The 17,460-nt window shown below is 34.0% G+C and carries 13 protein-coding genes; 5 read left to right on the top strand and 8 right to left on the bottom strand.

Annotated elements, in window-relative coordinates:
- Nucleotides 1-2: 2 nt before the first annotated feature.
- The 5 genes from BW983_RS08130 to BW983_RS08110 all read right to left on the bottom strand — a co-directional run bounded on the left by BW983_RS08130 (nt 3) and on the right by BW983_RS08110 (nt 4,702).
- Nucleotides 3-1,298, bottom strand: coding sequence for a phosphatase PAP2/dual specificity phosphatase family protein (locus tag BW983_RS08130; RefSeq protein ID WP_076551475.1), 1,296 nt, complete (start codon nt 1,296-1,298; stop codon nt 3-5).
- Nucleotides 1,280-2,035, bottom strand: a complete 756-nt coding sequence (locus tag BW983_RS08125) for an SDR family NAD(P)-dependent oxidoreductase (protein WP_076551473.1) — start codon at nt 2,033-2,035, stop codon at nt 1,280-1,282. The genes BW983_RS08130 and BW983_RS08125 overlap by 19 nt, the downstream gene beginning before the upstream one ends.
- Before the next feature lie 228 nt (nt 2,036-2,263).
- Nucleotides 2,264-3,301, bottom strand: coding sequence for a patatin-like phospholipase family protein (locus tag BW983_RS08120; RefSeq protein ID WP_076551471.1), 1,038 nt, complete (start codon nt 3,299-3,301; stop codon nt 2,264-2,266).
- Between the two features lie 5 nt (nt 3,302-3,306).
- Nucleotides 3,307-4,110, bottom strand: coding sequence for a phosphatidate cytidylyltransferase (locus tag BW983_RS08115; protein ID WP_076551469.1), 804 nt, complete (start codon nt 4,108-4,110; stop codon nt 3,307-3,309).
- The gene (locus BW983_RS08110; protein WP_076551467.1) at nt 4,100-4,702 is read right to left on the bottom strand and encodes a CDP-alcohol phosphatidyltransferase family protein; all 603 of its coding nucleotides are present in this window, start codon (nt 4,700-4,702) and stop codon (nt 4,100-4,102) included. Before BW983_RS08110 ends, BW983_RS08115 begins: the two co-directional genes overlap by 11 nt.
- Before the next feature lie 153 nt (nt 4,703-4,855).
- Here BW983_RS08110 and BW983_RS08105 point away from each other — a divergent pair, with 153 nt between their 5' ends.
- Nucleotides 4,856-6,466, top strand: a complete 1,611-nt coding sequence (locus BW983_RS08105; protein ID WP_076551465.1) for a CTP synthase — start codon at nt 4,856-4,858, stop codon at nt 6,464-6,466.
- 242 nt (nt 6,467-6,708) lie between these two features.
- The gene (gene yidC, locus BW983_RS08100; protein ID WP_076551463.1) at nt 6,709-8,505 is read left to right on the top strand and encodes a membrane protein insertase YidC; all 1,797 of its coding nucleotides are present in this window, start codon (nt 6,709-6,711) and stop codon (nt 8,503-8,505) included.
- 79 nt (nt 8,506-8,584) lie between these two features.
- Here yidC and BW983_RS08095 read toward each other — a convergent pair whose 3' ends face one another.
- The gene (locus BW983_RS08095; RefSeq protein WP_076551461.1) at nt 8,585-9,169 is read right to left on the bottom strand and encodes a ribonuclease HII; all 585 of its coding nucleotides are present in this window, start codon (nt 9,167-9,169) and stop codon (nt 8,585-8,587) included.
- Between the two features lie 603 nt (nt 9,170-9,772).
- On the opposite strand from BW983_RS08095, the gene BW983_RS08090 reads away from it, so the two are divergent.
- On the top strand, nt 9,773-12,817 hold the full coding sequence (locus BW983_RS08090) for a SusC/RagA family TonB-linked outer membrane protein (RefSeq protein WP_076551459.1): 3,045 nt from the start codon (nt 9,773-9,775) through the stop codon (nt 12,815-12,817).
- A gap of 12 nt (nt 12,818-12,829) precedes the next feature.
- Entirely contained in the window at nt 12,830-14,254 is a 1,425-nt protein-coding gene (locus tag BW983_RS08085) for a SusD/RagB family nutrient-binding outer membrane lipoprotein (protein WP_076551457.1), read from the top strand.
- A 92-nt stretch (nt 14,255-14,346) separates the two neighbouring features.
- On the opposite strand, the gene BW983_RS24000 is transcribed toward BW983_RS08085, so the two are convergent.
- Nucleotides 14,347-14,502: a bacteriocin-like protein gene (locus BW983_RS24000; protein ID WP_167369972.1), complete on the bottom strand. Its 156-nt coding sequence runs from the start codon at nt 14,500-14,502 to the stop codon at nt 14,347-14,349.
- Between the two features lie 162 nt (nt 14,503-14,664).
- Between BW983_RS24000 and argS the strand changes: the two genes are divergently transcribed.
- Complete coding sequence (argS, locus tag BW983_RS08080; RefSeq protein ID WP_076551455.1) at nt 14,665-16,425, top strand: arginine--tRNA ligase; 1,761 nt, start codon at nt 14,665-14,667, stop codon at nt 16,423-16,425.
- Between the two features lie 93 nt (nt 16,426-16,518).
- Here argS and BW983_RS08075 read toward each other — a convergent pair whose 3' ends face one another.
- A complete protein-coding gene (locus BW983_RS08075; protein ID WP_076551453.1) occupies nt 16,519-17,460 on the bottom strand; it encodes a YihY/virulence factor BrkB family protein in 942 nt (313 codons plus the stop codon).

Raw genomic sequence — 17,460 nt, 5'->3', positions numbered from 1 at the left:
GGTTAAAATTTTTTCAGAAAATTCAGCAGATAAGAATGAATGATCATGTTCTTGTTGCTGGTTTTCATGATGGTTATTGCTTCGTCTAAAGGTAAAGATAAAATATTTTTGATTACCAAAATCCCGATTACAGAACTTCTGGTAAAACCCATAGTACAATGGATGAGGATTTTTCCATTTTTAGGAAGGTGGCGGTATGTTCTGCTAATTTCCGTAATGAGAGATTTTGTTTTTTCAACATCAAATTTCCCTATGTCTAGAATAGGACGGAAATAATAGGCAGATTGTTCTTTTAATATTGATGTTTCCTCAATTTCAGGTGAAAGATCATAGACGAAAGTATCTTTATCAACCTTAAAATGTTTTAAAGTTTCCTGATTGGGTTTTGATGAAATATAAATGCGGGAAACAGGTACAATAGGTATTTTGTTTTTTCTTAAAAACCGCCAGAATATCTGGTACATCAACAGGTATGGGAAATAAAAGATCTTTTTGATCCAGTGAATATTTCCGGTTTTATTTTTTAAGAAATAAATATTGTTCTTTTGATAATGGTATCCAATGACAAAACTCATCAAAGAAATCCATACTAGAATAAATCCAGCAAATTCTGATTTTAATAATAATGCTACCAGAATAAGAATCCATGCTGATAAAAAATAAAAATTCGCAACATGAAAATTTCTGTATCGGAAATCTTTTTTTTGATACGGAAATAGGATGAAGGAAATATGGGCAAGCAAAGCTCCTGTGACAATATCAATAAAGTGATGTTGATACGTGGTTAATGTTGAAACACCTAAAAGGATCAGCCAGATCATCAAGAATATTCTTCCTCTTTTTAATGTTCGGATTACGGTCCAAAAAATAAATGCATAAGCAATATGTAATGAAGGAGCCTGATTAAACGGGGAATCAAATGTTTTTAAAAACTGAAATGAATATCCAAAGACAATACTTTCAGTTTCCGGTTTTGATAGAGAGAATTGTAAAGGAAATAAAAGAAAACAAATTCCTGCAATAATGGTCACAAAAAGCATTCTTTGTGTTAATACTTTAAGCTGTTCCTTACTTTTACAAAGAAAAAACACCAGACAGAAAAATATTCCGCTTGTCATGTAAGGAATGATTGTCCATGGGATAAATGGTATGTGTTTTTCGAAATCAAAAATAAATGAAGGGACAGTTTCCAATTTTGAAATATACCACGCCGAATAGTTGTAAACCATCATGAAAACAACGGCACAAATCAATAAAGCATAGAATTTTTGCTGTATTTTCAGTCGTTTTTCATCCATTTTGCTTTTCTGAACATAATAATATTTAATAATGAAGAAGGAAGGAGAGATAAAGATTTCATCATCCACTTCATTTTCGTTGGAAAAATAACTAATTTTCTTTTGTTTTCGATGGCTTCGGAAATAACGATTGTTGCGGTTTCCTCATTGATAAGAAAAGGTTTTTTACTTAAATCGTTCTGATTGAGAGCTCTTAATTTTTGAGTATCTATATAACCGGGAGCAATAGTTGTAACAGAAATTCCAAATGGTTGAAGGGCTCTGTGATAAGCGTCAGCAATTTGTATAACAGATCTTTTGGTTTTGGTGTACAGGCTTGAATTTTCATATTCCAATATCCCGGAAACAGAAGCAATAACAGCAATTCTTCCATTTTTCTGATTTTTCATGATCTTTCTTGCTGCTTCAAAACAATTGACAGTTCCCAGAATATTTGTTTGCAACATTTCTTCTGCTTCTTCATAAGAAATATTTCCGGCAACATCTTCCGCATAGCTTCCTGCACAATTGATGAAAATATTTAAACTATTTTTATCTGCAAGAAATTGTTGTAATGCTAATGAAATAGAGCTCAAATCACAGACATCAGTTTGAAATATTTGTAGCTTTTCAAAGTTGTTTTCAGAAACTTTTGCAGGGTTTCTTCCACAGATTCCCACCCAATATCCTTTTGAAAGATAATGTTTAGCCAAAGAATAGCCGATGCCTGTGGTTCCGCCCGCAATAAAAATATTCATGGATACTTTGTGATTTTCAATTAGAGGTAAAAATAAGAGTATTTTGCTACAGATGAACGAATAAACTATTTTATATTCACATCATAAACCTATATTCCTATTGTGGTAAAAAATATTAACCACATAAATTATATAGAATAGTGGCAAGGCTAATATAGACGTTGAATGATTTTTTAAAATTTTAATGAACTTCTAAGATTTTAGTGTTGGAAGTTTGTGGCTTTAACATCAACCTTTGATACATTTTATCGTCTGATCAAAGCCATATTTCCACTGCATTTCCATATCCTTTGCAAATTGTTGATATGTTTTTGGAAGTGAAATGTCTATCTCAAGTTTTTTCCAATTGATGTTTTTCTCAGGATAATGTCCTTTAAGGTCTTCTTTTATAGAAGTTGTATCAATCTGAAAATCGGCAATAATTTTATCCGTCTCCAAAAGTCTTTCATTGGCACTGAAACCAAAAACAGAACGGATAAGTGCTTCTTCAATCGTAGTATAAGGTTGCTTTTTTTCTGTAATTATTTCATGGGAAAGATATTTTGCCAATTCAATCGGGACAAGATCAATGACTCCGCCCATGAAATGACTGTTGTGAAGTGCTACCGGCTTTACATAAAACATATCAGAAACAGACGATCTTGTGCTCTCAAGAAGAGAGAAATCAGTGATGATCTTTGAATTTTTTTCAACAGCACTGTCTTTAAAACTATCGAAATCTACCAGAATATGAGTTGAATTTATTTTTTGTGCTGTTTCAGAATCTGTAAAAATTATTTTTCTGAATAGCTTTTTTTCATTTCTTTTTTGTTGAGATTCCTTTGGTGTGAAGAGAAGTTCAGAGCCAATAATGATCGTTGGTATTTCTTTTGAAAATTCGGCATTTTTTATGGATGGAAAAGATTCTTCAAGATTTTGAGGCATCTCAACAAGATACCGGTTGAAGACATCTTCAATGAATGGAGCTTTTCTTTTATCGAAAGATTTTTTTAATGAAAAAAGACCTATTTTGGAGAGTTTTTTGTGTTTTGTCAGTATTGTTTTTGATACAAACTGAAAATATTCTTCAGATTTCAGATATTCTTTTCTTGAAATATGATCTGGAAAAGCATTGATAACAGTTGCTGCAAAAGATCCTCCACAGGAAGCAATGAGGAGATCCGGTTTCATATTAAGTTCATCAAGAGCTGCAAAAATTCCGAGGTAGATCATCAATCTTGTTCCACCGCCTGAAAAAATAACTGCTTTTTTAAATTTTTCACTCATGATTTTTAGTGCTTTAGCAGGAATGGTATTAACCAGAAAAATATCGGTGCATTGAAAATAAGACTATCCATTCTATCGAGAAGACCTCCATGACCGGGAAGAAGATTTCCGGTGTCTTTTACGTCTGTTTTTCTTTTGAGATAAGACATGAAAATATCTCCACAGAATCCTGAGATTCCCAAAACAATTCCTATAATGGAGTTGGTTGCCATATCAGTTTTAAGTAAAAAGAATCCAAGAATATTACTTAAGATAATCGTAAGGAAAACGCCACCGATAAATCCTTCCAATGTCTTATTTGGGCTGATCTGAGGAACTATTTTATGTTTTCCGAAGAATTTGCCCATTAAATATTGAAAGACATCATTCAATTCTGTTACCACAACAATGAAGATGATTGAATTCAGTCCATTGACACTGTTTCTTATCCAGAATAAATGTGGGAAAGAAAAAAGACATACCATTAAAGCTATAAAAACTCCATACAATTGCTTGGAAGATGACTTTATTATTAAATGGTAAAGTAAAATAGCAATGCCTAAAATAATGCTGTATAAAAAGTAATTTTCAATATTTAAAAAGTAAAGTAAATAAAATTGTACAATCCCTATGAATATTGATGAAATGAGAGGATTTGTATTGACCTTAAATATTTTTGAAAACTCAAAGAAAGATTGTAATCCCAGCCATGAAACAAAGACCGCCATAGCAAGAGGATGTGAAATTCCAAGGGCAAAAACAATAATGATATAGATCCATGTTTTTACTCTCAAAGGAACGTCTGCAAATTTATTTTCTTCAGGCTTCATTCAAAGATTTCTTAAGTCGGGTATAAGTACTGATAAGGAGAAGAAGAATAATGATTCCAAAAATATAGTTCGAGATTTCTGTAATAGTAACTCCGAAAACAAGAAGTAAACCATACAATCCTAAAATAAGAGCACGATCGCTTTTTCCCATAGGACCATCATAATGACGTTCTTTGCCAACGATTTTCCCCATCAGTCCTGCAAATTCATTAATGACACTCAAAACAATGAAAATGACAATCAGGTATAAACTTTCGGGCTGAAATTTCAGTAAAGGGAAAAATATAATAACATCAGAAACAATATCACCCACTTCATTCAATACTTCCCCCAACTTGCTCGTTTGGTTGAATTTTCTTGCCATCATTCCGTCTAAGGCATTCAATGCCATTCTCACAAGTAAACCGATCGGAAGGCTTAAGAATAACCATTTTGACGTGTCTGCATACCAAAATAATATTCCGATAAAGACAGATAAAAGGATGGAGCTGATCGTAATCTGGTTTGCCGTAATTTTATTCTTATTTAAAAATAATAAAACAGGAGTGAGCAGCTGCTGGAATTTTGGTTTTAGTTTATATACCGAAATCATGGTAGTTATAGCTTTTTGTCATTTGTTTATACCAAATATAGATAAAAAATTTAATCAGGTTTTATAATTGTTTGAAGCATGTTTTTGCATTTTCAAAATTTAAAAAATTGCTTTGTGTTTCTTTTTCCCATAACTTTGCACAAACCTAATCTAATGAGTAAAAAGAATACAAAATACATCTTTGTGACAGGAGGTGTTACTTCATCTTTGGGAAAAGGAATCGTTTCTGCTTCTCTGGGACTATTGCTAAAATCACGCGGTTTTAACGTAACGATCCAAAAACTTGATCCTTATATCAATATCGACCCGGGAACTTTGAATCCTTATGAACACGGAGAGTGTTATGTGACTGAAGATGGTGCGGAGACGGATCTGGATTTAGGTCACTACGAGCGTTACCTTGATGCTCCTACATCCCAAAACAACAACGTTACTACAGGAAAAATCTACCAGACTGTAATTGAAAAAGAAAGGAAAGGAGACTTCCTTGGAAAAACAGTTCAGGTAATTCCTCATATTACTAACGAAATTAAGCGTAGAATTAAAATCCTTTCAAAGCAAAACTACGATATCATCATTACTGAGATCGGTGGTACTGTAGGGGATATTGAATCTTTACCATACATTGAAACTGTACGTCAGTTGAAGTGGGAACTGGGAGAAAGCAATTCTATGGTGATCCATTTGACATTATTGCCTTACCTGGCTTCAAGTGGAGAATTAAAAACAAAACCATCACAGCACTCTGTACGCCAGTTAATGGAAAGCGGAATTATGGCTGATGTATTGGTTTGTAGAACAGAACACAAAATTCCGAAAGATCAGAGAGCAAAATTAGCTCAGTTCTGTAACGTTCCTCTAGATAACGTTATTGAATGTAAAGATCTTGAAACAATTTATGAAGTTCCAATGTACCTTCAGAAGCAGAACTTTGATGATGTAGTATTGAAAGAACTTGATCTGAAAAGTGATAAAACAGCTGATCTTAAAGACTGGAAGAATTTCCTTAAAAAATTCCAGAATCCTAAGAAAACAGTTGAGATTGCACTAGTTGGAAAATATGTTTCTCTTCAGGATTCTTACATTTCAATTGCTGAAGCTTTCAAACATGCAGGTGCTGACCTTGAAACTGAAGTAAAAGTAAGATGGGTATACAGTGGAGATATTACAGAAGAAAATATTAAAGATACCCTGAAAGGAGTAAATGGTATCCTTGTAGCTCCAGGTTTTGGAGACAGAGGTATTGAAGGAAAAGTTCTTACTGCAAAATATGCAAGAGAGAACAAAATTCCGATGTTGGGAATCTGTTTAGGAATGCAGATCATGACGATTGAATTTGCAAGAAATGTTTTAGGACATACAAAAGCAAACTCAGTAGAATTTGATACAGCAACTCCGGATCCTGTAATTTCATTAATGGAAGAACAGAAAAATGTAATTGATAAAGGAGGAACAATGCGTCTTGGAGCATGGAAGTGCTCTTTGAAAAACGGTTCTAAGTTATCTGAAATTTATGGAAACAAAAATATTTCTGAAAGACACCGTCACCGTTATGAATTCAACAGTGATTATCTTCAGGAATTTGAAAAGAACGGTTTCCTTGCTACAGGTACAAACCCTGAAACAGGATTGGTGGAAGCCCTTGAATTACCAGGACATCCATTCTATGTAGGAGTTCAGTATCACCCGGAATATAAGAGTACGGTAGCAACACCGCATCCTTTATTCAGAGCTTTCATTAAAGCTTGCGAAACATCGAAGTAAGATATTTCAGTATGGGAAAGAAGATGACAAAGACGTCAATTTCTGCCCAATGAAAAATAAATAAGGTAATTTTTTACCATAAACGTCTATCAATAAACTCAGGCTGATTATTCTCAGCTTGAGTTTGTTATATAGTAACATGGTAAAGCATAGAGTTTTGATAAAAAAACAGTATTTTTGTCAGCTCAAAAAAGTAATACAATTATTACCTCTTAAAGTTTAAAATTTTAATATAAAATAAAATGCAACAAAACAACGGAATCGATAAGAAGCAAATGATTAGTTTCGCGGTTTTATGCCTGATTCTCTTTGGTGTTATGTTCTATTTCCAGAACAAACAGATGAAGGAGGAGGAGTTAAAAGCTCAGCAGCAGAAAACGGAACAGGTGAAAAATGCCGTAAAACAAACTCAGGCAAGTAATATCAATCCAGATGTAACTCCAAACGCAATTCAGACAGCTAACCTGTCAAACAAAGAATTGAATGTTGAATTCTCAAGCTTAGGAGGACAGGTTTCTAAAGTTCAGCTTTCAGAATACAAAGCATACAACCATAAAACAGACGAAGCAGATCTTCCGCTTTATCTGATCAACAAAAATAACTCAAACTACGGTTTCCAGTTTAAAGATAAAACAGGAAAAGTAATTAATACTAAAAACCTAGTTTTCTCACCTACAGTTAATGGAAACGCTGTGACAATGACGGCTAACTACAATGGTGCTGTTATTCAGTTTATCTATACATTACTTCCGAAATACACTCTTGATTTTAAAGTAAGAACTCAGGGATTAGCAAGTATTACTTCTGATAATAAAGCTGATTTTATCTGGGATTATAATGTAAGAAACCTTGAAAAGGGTAGAGCTCAGGAGCAGTCTCACTCAGAATTCTCTTATGCGTTCAATAATTATAAAGATTATGATTATGATGGAAGAACAACAATGGAAGAGGAAAAAGAGACACTTAACTGGATTGGAGTAAAGCAACAGTTTTTCTCTTCTGTAATTGAAGCTAAGAACGGATTTACTCAAAGCAAAGGAAATCAGGATAATGTAGAAGAAGGCGAATATCTTAAGAAATTCAACTATGAAGGTTTCGTTCAGATGACCGGAAGTGAATTGAATCAGGATTTCACATGGTACTTCATGCCATTGGATCTTCCTTTATTGAAATCTTATGATAAAAACTTTGATGAAATTCTTCCATTAGGTTGGTCATTCATCGGAGCAATGAACCGTTATTTCTTCATGTGGTTATATGGAATAATCGCTGCATGGGGATTATCTGCAGGTTGGGTGATTTTTGTAATGACTATCATTGTAAAGCTTATCTTATCACCAATTATGTATAAGCAGCACAAATTGAGTGCGATGATGAAAGTAATCCGTCCGGAAATTGATGAGGTAAATGCTAAATTTAAGGATGCAGATCCGATGAAGAAGCAGCAGGCAACAATGGAGGTTTACAGAAAAGCTGGAGTAAATCAAATGGCGGGATGTTTACCTGCATTGGTTCAGATTCCGATCTTCTATGCATTGTTCCGTTTCTTCCCGAACTTTATCGACTTGAGAGGACAAGGTTTCTGGTTTGCAAAAGACTTAACGGCTTATGATGATTTGATTAAATTACCATTTAAAGTTCCGTTCCTTGGAGATCACTTGAGTGTTTTTGCAATTGCTTGTACTATTGTTATCTTAATTTATACAGTAATGACTTCAGGGAATATGCAACAACCACAACAGGAAGGAATGCCAAATATGAAAGTATTAATGTATATTTTCCCGATTACATTCTTATTCTTCTTAAATACTTCAGCATCTGGTCTTTCATGGTATTATTTTGTATCCAATGCGATCAACATCTTAATTATTCTTGTTATTAAGTATGTTATTTTGGATGAAAAGAAAATTCATGCTCAAATTCAGGCGAATAAAGAAAAACCTAAAACAGAAGGTAAATTCCAGAAGAGAATGAGAGAAATGATGGAACAGGCTCAACAGCAACAACAGTCGCAAGAGCAAAGAAATAAGAAGAAATAATAATCTTATATTTATCATACAAAAAAGAGAAGCAATTTGCTTCTCTTTTTTATTTATATCTATCGCTTCACGGCTTTAGTTAGTCATATTTTAATCGGAAAGACTGCCTATGATGTTTTGTTGGTCCAAACTTGATTAATGCTTCCTGGTGTTTTTTAGTGGCATATCCAAAATTAGTATTCCAGCCATATTCAGGATGTTCCTCATGAAGTTCAATCATTAGCTTATCTCTGTAGTTTTTAGCAAGAATAGATGCTGCTGCAATGGATAATACTTTTGAATCTCCTTTAATGATACATTGATGAGGAATATAATTATAAGGGTGGAATTTATTACCATCCACAAGAATCAGTTCCGGGGTAATGGTAAGTTGATCTAACGCACGGTGCATAGCATGAATGCTGGCATTAAGAATATTATGTTCATCAATGAATGAAGGAGGCAGCTCCGCAATGGCATACGTTTTTACATTATCTTTAATATAACTGTCCAGATCCATTCTCGTTTTAAATGTCAACTTCTTTGAATCATTAACAAGGCTCTGTTTAAAATTATCATCTAAAATAACGGCTGCAGCAACAACCGGTCCGCTTAAACAACCTCTTCCAACTTCATCGCATCCAGCTTCGATGTATGTATCCGTCCACTTTTGTAATAATTCCATAATGATAAAATGAAGATGTAAAATTATAAAAAAGAAATTGAACCGTTATTTCTTATTGAACACCCTTTTAATATAATCTATCATTTTTGTGAGAAAAAATAGAAAAGAATATTGATTTAAAAAATATATAAACATTAAATATAAAGAGGTTTTATTGTTGTTCTTTTAGACCTGCTTTTGTTATTTTGGTGTATTTATATATATCGTATTTTTCTCTTACATTTTGTTTATTCCTCTCTGTTTTCAGACAAATTTTAACTTTTTGAGCAATGAAAAAAAATTATGCTTGACATGGTATGGGTTTTTAATCTGTTGTTTTTTTTCAATAATATGTGATTTACTTTATTGTAATACAGTGTTTTATATGTATTTATGCTTGTTTTTTATACAGAGATTATGAATAAAAGACTTAATTGGTATATCTGGAAAAATATCGATTAATTTTTTTTTAATATTTGTTAAAAAACTATATTTTAACTTATTTTAATAATTTATTGTCTGTTTGTTTTTTTGAATTTTTAAACAATTGATATTTTTTTTACATTTTTCTTTGTGTTTCTAATAAAGTTTTACAAATTTGTACGGATACAAAATTAATTTGATATGAAGAAACTAACAACAGGTCTTCTTGTTTTAGTATTGACCTCTTCTTTGGCTGTTGCGAATGCCCAGCAAAAGAAAGATACAATCAAAACAAAAGAAATTGAGGGGGTAGTAGTTACTGCACTCGGTATTAAAAGAGAGAAGAGATCTCTTGGTTATTCCACAACAGAGGTAAAGGGAGATCAGATCTCTAATGTACCGGTTGCCAATGTTTCAGATGCATTAGCTGGGCAGGTAGCAGGTTTGAACATTACACAGTCAGGAACTATGGGCGGTTCTGCCAATGTAGTTATCAGAGGGATAAAATCACTTACATCCAGTAATCAGGCACTTATTGTAGTGGATGGTACGCCCATCAACAATGATACTTTCAACAAAGGGAATATGGCCTCTGGAGGAGGGGGATATGATTATGCTAATGGTATGGCAGATATCAACCCTAATGACATTGAAAGTGTAAACGTTCTTAAAGGAGCTGCAGCATCTGCTCTTTATGGATCGAGAGGTATGAACGGGGTGGTGATGATTACCACTAAAAAAGGTAAAAAATCCAGAAAAGTAGGGGTAGAATTTAACAGTTCCATTACCCTTGGAACTGTAGATAAATCAACCCTTCCTAAATATCAGCATGAATACGGAGGTGGTACTTCCGGTAGATCTTTCTATAATGTCGATCCGGCAAATGGATATCCAGATATTAACGGGGATGGTATTTTAGATGGTAATATTGTAAATACTTATAATGACAGTTCATTTGGAACCAGATTCGATCCGAATTTATTAGTTTATAACTGGGATTCACAATATCCAGGTTTACCGAACTATTTAAAACCTACACCTTGGATTGCTGGGAAAGATCCCAACATGATCTGGAATACTTCTACAACGTATCAGAATTCAATTGCTTTTTCAGCAGGAAACGAGAAAGGAAAGTATAGACTAGGTTATACTAATTTCTATCAACAAGGAGCTTTGGTAAATAGTGAGATTAAAAAGAATACATTAGATTTCTCTGCAGATTATAACTTTACAGATAAATTGAATGTATTTGCTAATATTTCATATATCAATACTAGAGGTAAAGGTAGGGCTTATACAGGATACGAATCCAGAAACCCAATGCAGGGCTTCAGAGGTTGGTGGAACATGGGAGTTGATATGGATAAGCAGAGACAGGCATATGAACTGACAAGAAAAAATATGACCTGGAATATTCAGGATTGGGAAACTCAAACAGTAGGCTATACTGATAACTACTTCTTCAACAGATATGAGAACTATGAAACAGATACGAGAAATCGTTATTTTGGAAATGCAGGGCTTAATTATAAGTTTACAGATTGGTTGAGCTTCATGGGAAGATATACTTTTGATACTTTTGATGACTTAAGAGAAGAGAGAGTAGCAATAGGATCTTCCGATCAAGGACGTTTAAGTAATGGAGGTAAAGGTGAATATTATGTGATGATGCAGAAAGTTTATGAAATGAACTATGATGGTATCTTAAACATTAATAAAGACCTTGGAAGTGATTTCAACCTTAACGGAAACGTTGGTTTTAACATTAGAAGAAACAAAAGATACGGAATGTCTGTTGTAACTAATGCCGGATTAAAAGTACCAGGATTATATTCTATTACCAATTCACGTGAACCATTAACGGAAAAGAATCTTGATGATTTCGATGAAACAAAAAGTAATTTAGGTTTATTTGCACAAGCGAGTTTAGGATATAAGAATATGTTATTTGTGGATGGATCATACAGACGTGATCGATCTTCAACTCTACCTACTAATAACAGCTGGTATGGTTATTATTCATTATCTGGTAGCTTTGTGTTCTCAGAGCTTTTAAAGAGTAAAGATAAAATCAATTTCGGTAAAGTTCGATTGAACTACGCAGAAGTAGGTAACGATACTGACCCTTTCAATTTAAGAAATACATATATATTCAATCCTGGTTTTAATAATGGGGCATTTAGTGCAGGTTCTTCTGCTATATCTAAAAATCCTGAATTAAGACCTGAAAGAATGAAGGAATTGGAAGCTGGTTTAGAAATGGGCTTCTTCAGAAATCGTTTAAGTTTCGATGTTTCGGTGTATAAGCAAAAAACAGAAGATCTTATTACACCAACTGATATTTCAGGAGCTTCAGGATTTACAAAAATGTGGGTGAATGCAGGAAGTATTGAGAATAAAGGTATTGAAGCAAGATTAACAGTAGTACCTATTAAAACCTCTAATTTTACTTGGGAACTTACCGGAAACTGGTCAAAAAACAAATCTAAGGTAACAGAAATCCAAGGAGATAATGATTTCTTACAGCTTGCTAAGATGTGGAACGTTACATCCGGAGCGAAATTAGGAGAATCTACCGGAACAATCAGAGGAACAAACTTCGTTTACCTTAATGGAGAGAAAGTTGTTGGAGCAAATGGTATTTATTTGCTAAGTGACGATCCTCAGGAAGTTATCGGTGATGCTGTTCCGGATTGGAGAGGAAGTATCATGAATACTCTTCGTTATAAGAACTTTAGTCTTAGCTTCTTAATTGATATTAAAAAAGGAGGAGATGTTTATTCTCAGGATATGGCATTCGGATTATTGAGTGGATTATACGAAGAAACAGCTGGATTGAACGATTTAGGAAATCCTATCAGAAATACTCTTGCTAATGGAGGAGGGGTTATTCTTCCGGGAGTAAAAGCTGATGGAACTCCAAACGATATAAGAGCAAGTTTTACCAATGTTAATAACCCTTATGGGTATAACAGAGCACCAGAAGCAATGCACGTTTACGACGGATCTTTTGTAAAATTGAGAAATGTTACATTATCCTATAAGCTGCCTAAAGAAATGCTGGGGAATACATTTATTGAAAGTTTAACTCTTTCTGTAATCGGAAGAAACTTATGGATTATTCATAAGAACTTACCATATTCAGATCCTGAAGCAATTATGGGGGCAGGTAATGCAATTGGTTTCCAGAATGGAGCTCATCCAACTTACAGAGAAATAGGTGCAAGTGTAAAAGTTGAATTTTAAAAAAGAAAAATTATGAAAAAGATAATAATTGGATCTCTTGTAGCCCTATCTCTGGCTTCATGTTCAGATAGTTTTGAAGATTTGAACGTCGATCCTAAAAACCCAGCTGAAGTACCTGGTAGCTTCCTATTTACGAGCGGGGTGAAAAGTATGTTTGATCAAATGGGAAGTACTAGTGTTAATAGCAATATTTTTAGATTAGTTGCGCAGCACTGGACTGAAACACAGTATGTAACAGAGACGAATTACGATATCAGAAACAGAGCGTTACCTGAAGCACATTGGAATGCAATGTATGGTCCTGTTTTATATGATTTAAAGAAAGCAAGAGAATCTGTAATAGTTGATCCAAACCTTAAGGCTGGAGAAAAGAAAAATCAATTAGCTTTCATTACCATTGCACAAGTATATGCTTGGCAGCAGATGGTAGATTTATTTGGTAATATTCCTTACTCAAGAGCATTAGAAGGTGTTGATAATACAAGACCTGTGTATGATGATGCCTTTACAATCTATAAAGATCTTTTATTAAAAATAACTGCTGCTTATAATGATATTGATGCAGGTTCAGGAGGATTAGAAAAAGATTTTATTTATGATGGAGATATGGCTAGATGGAAAAAACTGGCTGCATCCGTTAGATTTAAACTGGCGATGAGACTTGCTGATTTTGATCCTGCACTATCTAAAACAGAAGCAGAGGCTGCTTACAATGCTGGATTAATTGCTTCTAATCAAGATAACTTTCTATTACATTATGAAGATAATACAGCAAACGCAAATCCATTGTATGCAGATCTTTATCTGAGTGGAAGACAGGATTTTGTACCATCAGATACTTTTGTTGATTATCTAAATGGATTAGATGATCCAAGAAGAAGTGTATACTTCGATGATAACAAAACACCATATATTGGGGGAGTTTATGGATCTCTTAATGATTATGCTGATTTTACTCATCTAGGAGAGATTTTCTACACTAGAGATCTAAAAGGTGATCTTATGGATTACTCTGAAATATCTTTCTTACTTGCAGAAGCAAAGGAAAGAGGATACAATGTAGGATCCTCAGCTGCTGCTTACTATACACAAGGAGTTAAGGCAAGTATGGAGTATTGGGGAGTTGCTCCAGGCGATATCACTACATACCTTGCAAGACCTGACGTTAATTATGCTTCAGCGCCAGGTACATGGAAAGAGAAAATTGGTAAACAATTCTGGATTGCAATGTACAACAGAGGGTTTGAAGCTTGGTCTGTTTACAGAAAGTATGATGCACCAGGACTAAGATTGCCTGCAGAAACAGGAAGACCAGTTCCTAAAAGATTTACTTACCCTGTTACAGAATCTAACTTAAATAGCAGCAACTACAATCAAGCAGCAACTGCTATTGGTGGAGACCAACAACAGACAAAACTGTTCTGGGATAAATTCTAGACACGCATTTAACAACATTCATATTATACCGCCTTCGGGCGGTTTTTTATTGGAATTAAATCATAAAAAAGAGGTCTTAAAGACCTCTTTTTTTATCCACCGCAATTAACGGACTTAGGAACACAAGCTCCCCATTCCTGACATTGTTTATAACCATCAGGACATCTTCCCCATGGTTCGCAGCAAGGTGCATTTCCGGCAGTAATTTTTTTAAGCTCAGTTTTCGTGATTTTTTTAAGATTTTTCATAATAAAGTTTTGTTTAATGAGTAGAATAAATATATGAAAAATATAGACAAGGATTTGATTTTCAGAATAAATATTCAAAAAACAGTCAAATAATTGAATGTGTATGATCTCATTATAGACTTGTCTTTTTTATTTCACTAAATTTGTACTTTAAATTTTGACATGGATATTAAAGATATTATAGAAAAGAAACTTTCAGAAGTCATTTTAAATGTTTATCAGTTAAAAGACATTAAGCTGGAAATTCAGGAAAATAAAACGGAATTTGAAGGTGATTTTACGATTGTTACTTTTCCGTTGGTAAAACAATTAAAGAAAAACCCTGAAAGCATTGGGGTTGAATTAGGTGAAGCATTAACTGAACAAACGGAATTATTTGAAAGCTTTAACGTAATAAAAGGTTTCCTTAATGTTAAAGTTAAAAATCAACTGTTTGTAGATAACTTCAGATCTGTACACGATGGTTTTTCAACAATAGATAAGAAAAATTCAACGGTAATGGTAGAGTATTCTTCACCGAATACTAATAAACCATTGCACCTAGGGCATATCAGAAACAACCTGTTAGGATTCTCTGTTGCTCAAATCTTAAAAGAGGCTGGATATGATGTGATCAAAACTCAGATTATTAACGATAGAGGGATTCATATCTGTAAATCAATGTTGGCTTGGGAGAAATTCGGGAATGGACAAACTCCTGAAACTACCAATACAAAAGGAGATAAATTCGTTGGAAACTACTATGTAGAATTTGACAAAAATTATAAAAAAGAGATTTCAGAACTTGTAGCTGAGGGAGTAACGGAAGAGCAAGCTAAAAAAGATGCTCCGGTAATGAAGGAAGCGCAAAAGATGCTACTAGACTGGGAAAGTGGAGATGAAGCGGTAAGAAATCTTTGGGCAGAAATGAATTCATGGGTTTACAAAGGATTCAACGAAACTTATAAAAGATTAGGTGTTGATTTTGACCAGGTTCAATATGAAAGCAATACTTATATTTTAGGAAAAGACCTTATTCAGGCTGGATTAGATAAAGGGGTTTTATACCAGAAAGAAGATGGTTCCGTTTGGTGTGATCTTACTGATGAAGGACTTGATCAAAAATTATTGTTACGTTCAGACGGTACTTCAGTATATATGACTCAGGATTTAGGAACGGCAGTTGAACGTTTTAAGCAAAACAATATTCAAAAGTTGATCTATACGGTAGGAAATGAGCAGGATTATCACTTCCAGGTATTATTCAAGATCCTTAAAAAGTTAGGATACGAATGGGCTGATCAGTTATTCCACCTTTCTTACGGAATGGTTGAGTTACCGGAAGGAAAAATGAAATCCCGTGAAGGAACTGTAGTAGATGCTGATGACTTGATGCAGGAAATGTATGAAACGGCAAAATCTAAAGCTCAGGAACTAGGTAAGCTTGAAACTCTTTCTGATGAAGAAAAAGAAGCTTCTTATGAAACGGTAGGGCTTGGTGCTTTAAAGTATTTCATGTTGAAAGTAGATCCAAAGAAGAAAATGCTTTTCAATCCGGCTGAAAGTATTGATTTCAATGGTAATACAGGACCATTTATTCAGTATACTTACGCTCGTATTCAATCATTGTTATCAAAGGCTGAATTCAATTATAAAGAAACGAATGACGTAACTTTGAATCAGTTTGAAAAAGAACTGATCATGCAATTGGCAAACTTTAAAACGATAGTAGCCAGATCAGCAGAAACATTAAGCCCTGCTTTGGTGGCGAACTATGTTTATGACTTAGTGAAATCATATAACTCATTCTACCAGAACAATCCGATTCTGAATCAGGATGATGAAAATATTAAACAAATTCGTCTGAATCTATCAGATCTTACAGCAAAGACGATCAAAAAATCGTTGGAACTGCTGGGAATAGGAACAGTAAACAGAATGTAAAAATAAGAAAGCCTCCTGAAAAATTCAGGAGGCTTTTTCTATATAAATTGTGAAAATCTCGTATCAGAAATAACCGGAATTTCAACCTCCGATTCACGTTTTATTACTATCTTCTTCATGCATTTGTTTCAGGCTATCCGCATAGAGTTTAGCTGCGCTCCATCTGGCATGTTTGGAAAGAGTAACCGGATATCCCTTTTTATAGGTGTATACCTTCGTAAACTTAGCTCCAAAAAATATCAACATACAGGAATAATTGATCCACATCATAATCAGAATCACAGTTCCGGCAGCTCCAAATGCTGAAGTAGGTTTTACCTGATTGAAATAAAGACTCAGTAAAAATTTCCCCAATGTAAATAAGGCTGTTGTTAAAAAAGCACCACGCCAAACGGATTTCCAACTGATCTGTACATCAGGAAGAACTTTAAACATGAGAGCAAATAAAAGCATAACAAGCCCGAATCCAATTGAAAAATTGACAACCTCAACAAGAAGGTACGTTTCAAATCCAAAATATTGAGTGATGATTTTATTAAAAAGGCTGATTAATGAGGATAAAACCATGGTAATCATGAGCAGGAATCCAAGAATCAGGATCATTCCGAGAGAATTGGCTCTATCCAGTAAAAACTTAAGTAAAGCTTTCTTCGGTGCTGACTCTACATCCCAAAGAGCATTTAACGAATGTTGAAGCTGAAAGAATAGAGTAGTAGAACCAAATACCAAGGCTCCAACTCCTACAGCTTTCATGAAAATATTCTTTTTGTCAATTAAAGCTCCGGCGAGCATTCCTTCAATGCTTTTCGCTACATCAGGTCCCATAATTCCACTGATTTGAGTACTGATCTGTCCTCTGATGGCTTCCTCTCCAAAAAAATTACCAAGTACCCAGATGATAATGATCAATAATCCCGGGATAGAAAAGATCGCGTAATAGGCAAGACTTGCTGAATCTTTGGACGCAGAAGAGTTGTTCCATTCTGTAAATGTGTCCTTTAGGACTTCCCAGAAAAATTTAAAATTATTGATCAT

The sequence above is a fragment of the Chryseobacterium ureilyticum genome (assembly GCF_900156735.1).
In the GTDB taxonomy this organism is placed as follows: Bacteria; Bacteroidota; Bacteroidia; order Flavobacteriales; family Weeksellaceae; genus Chryseobacterium; species Chryseobacterium ureilyticum.
The sequence above is the reverse complement of the archived record's forward strand: the minus strand, read 5'-3'. Positions and strand labels throughout refer to the sequence as shown.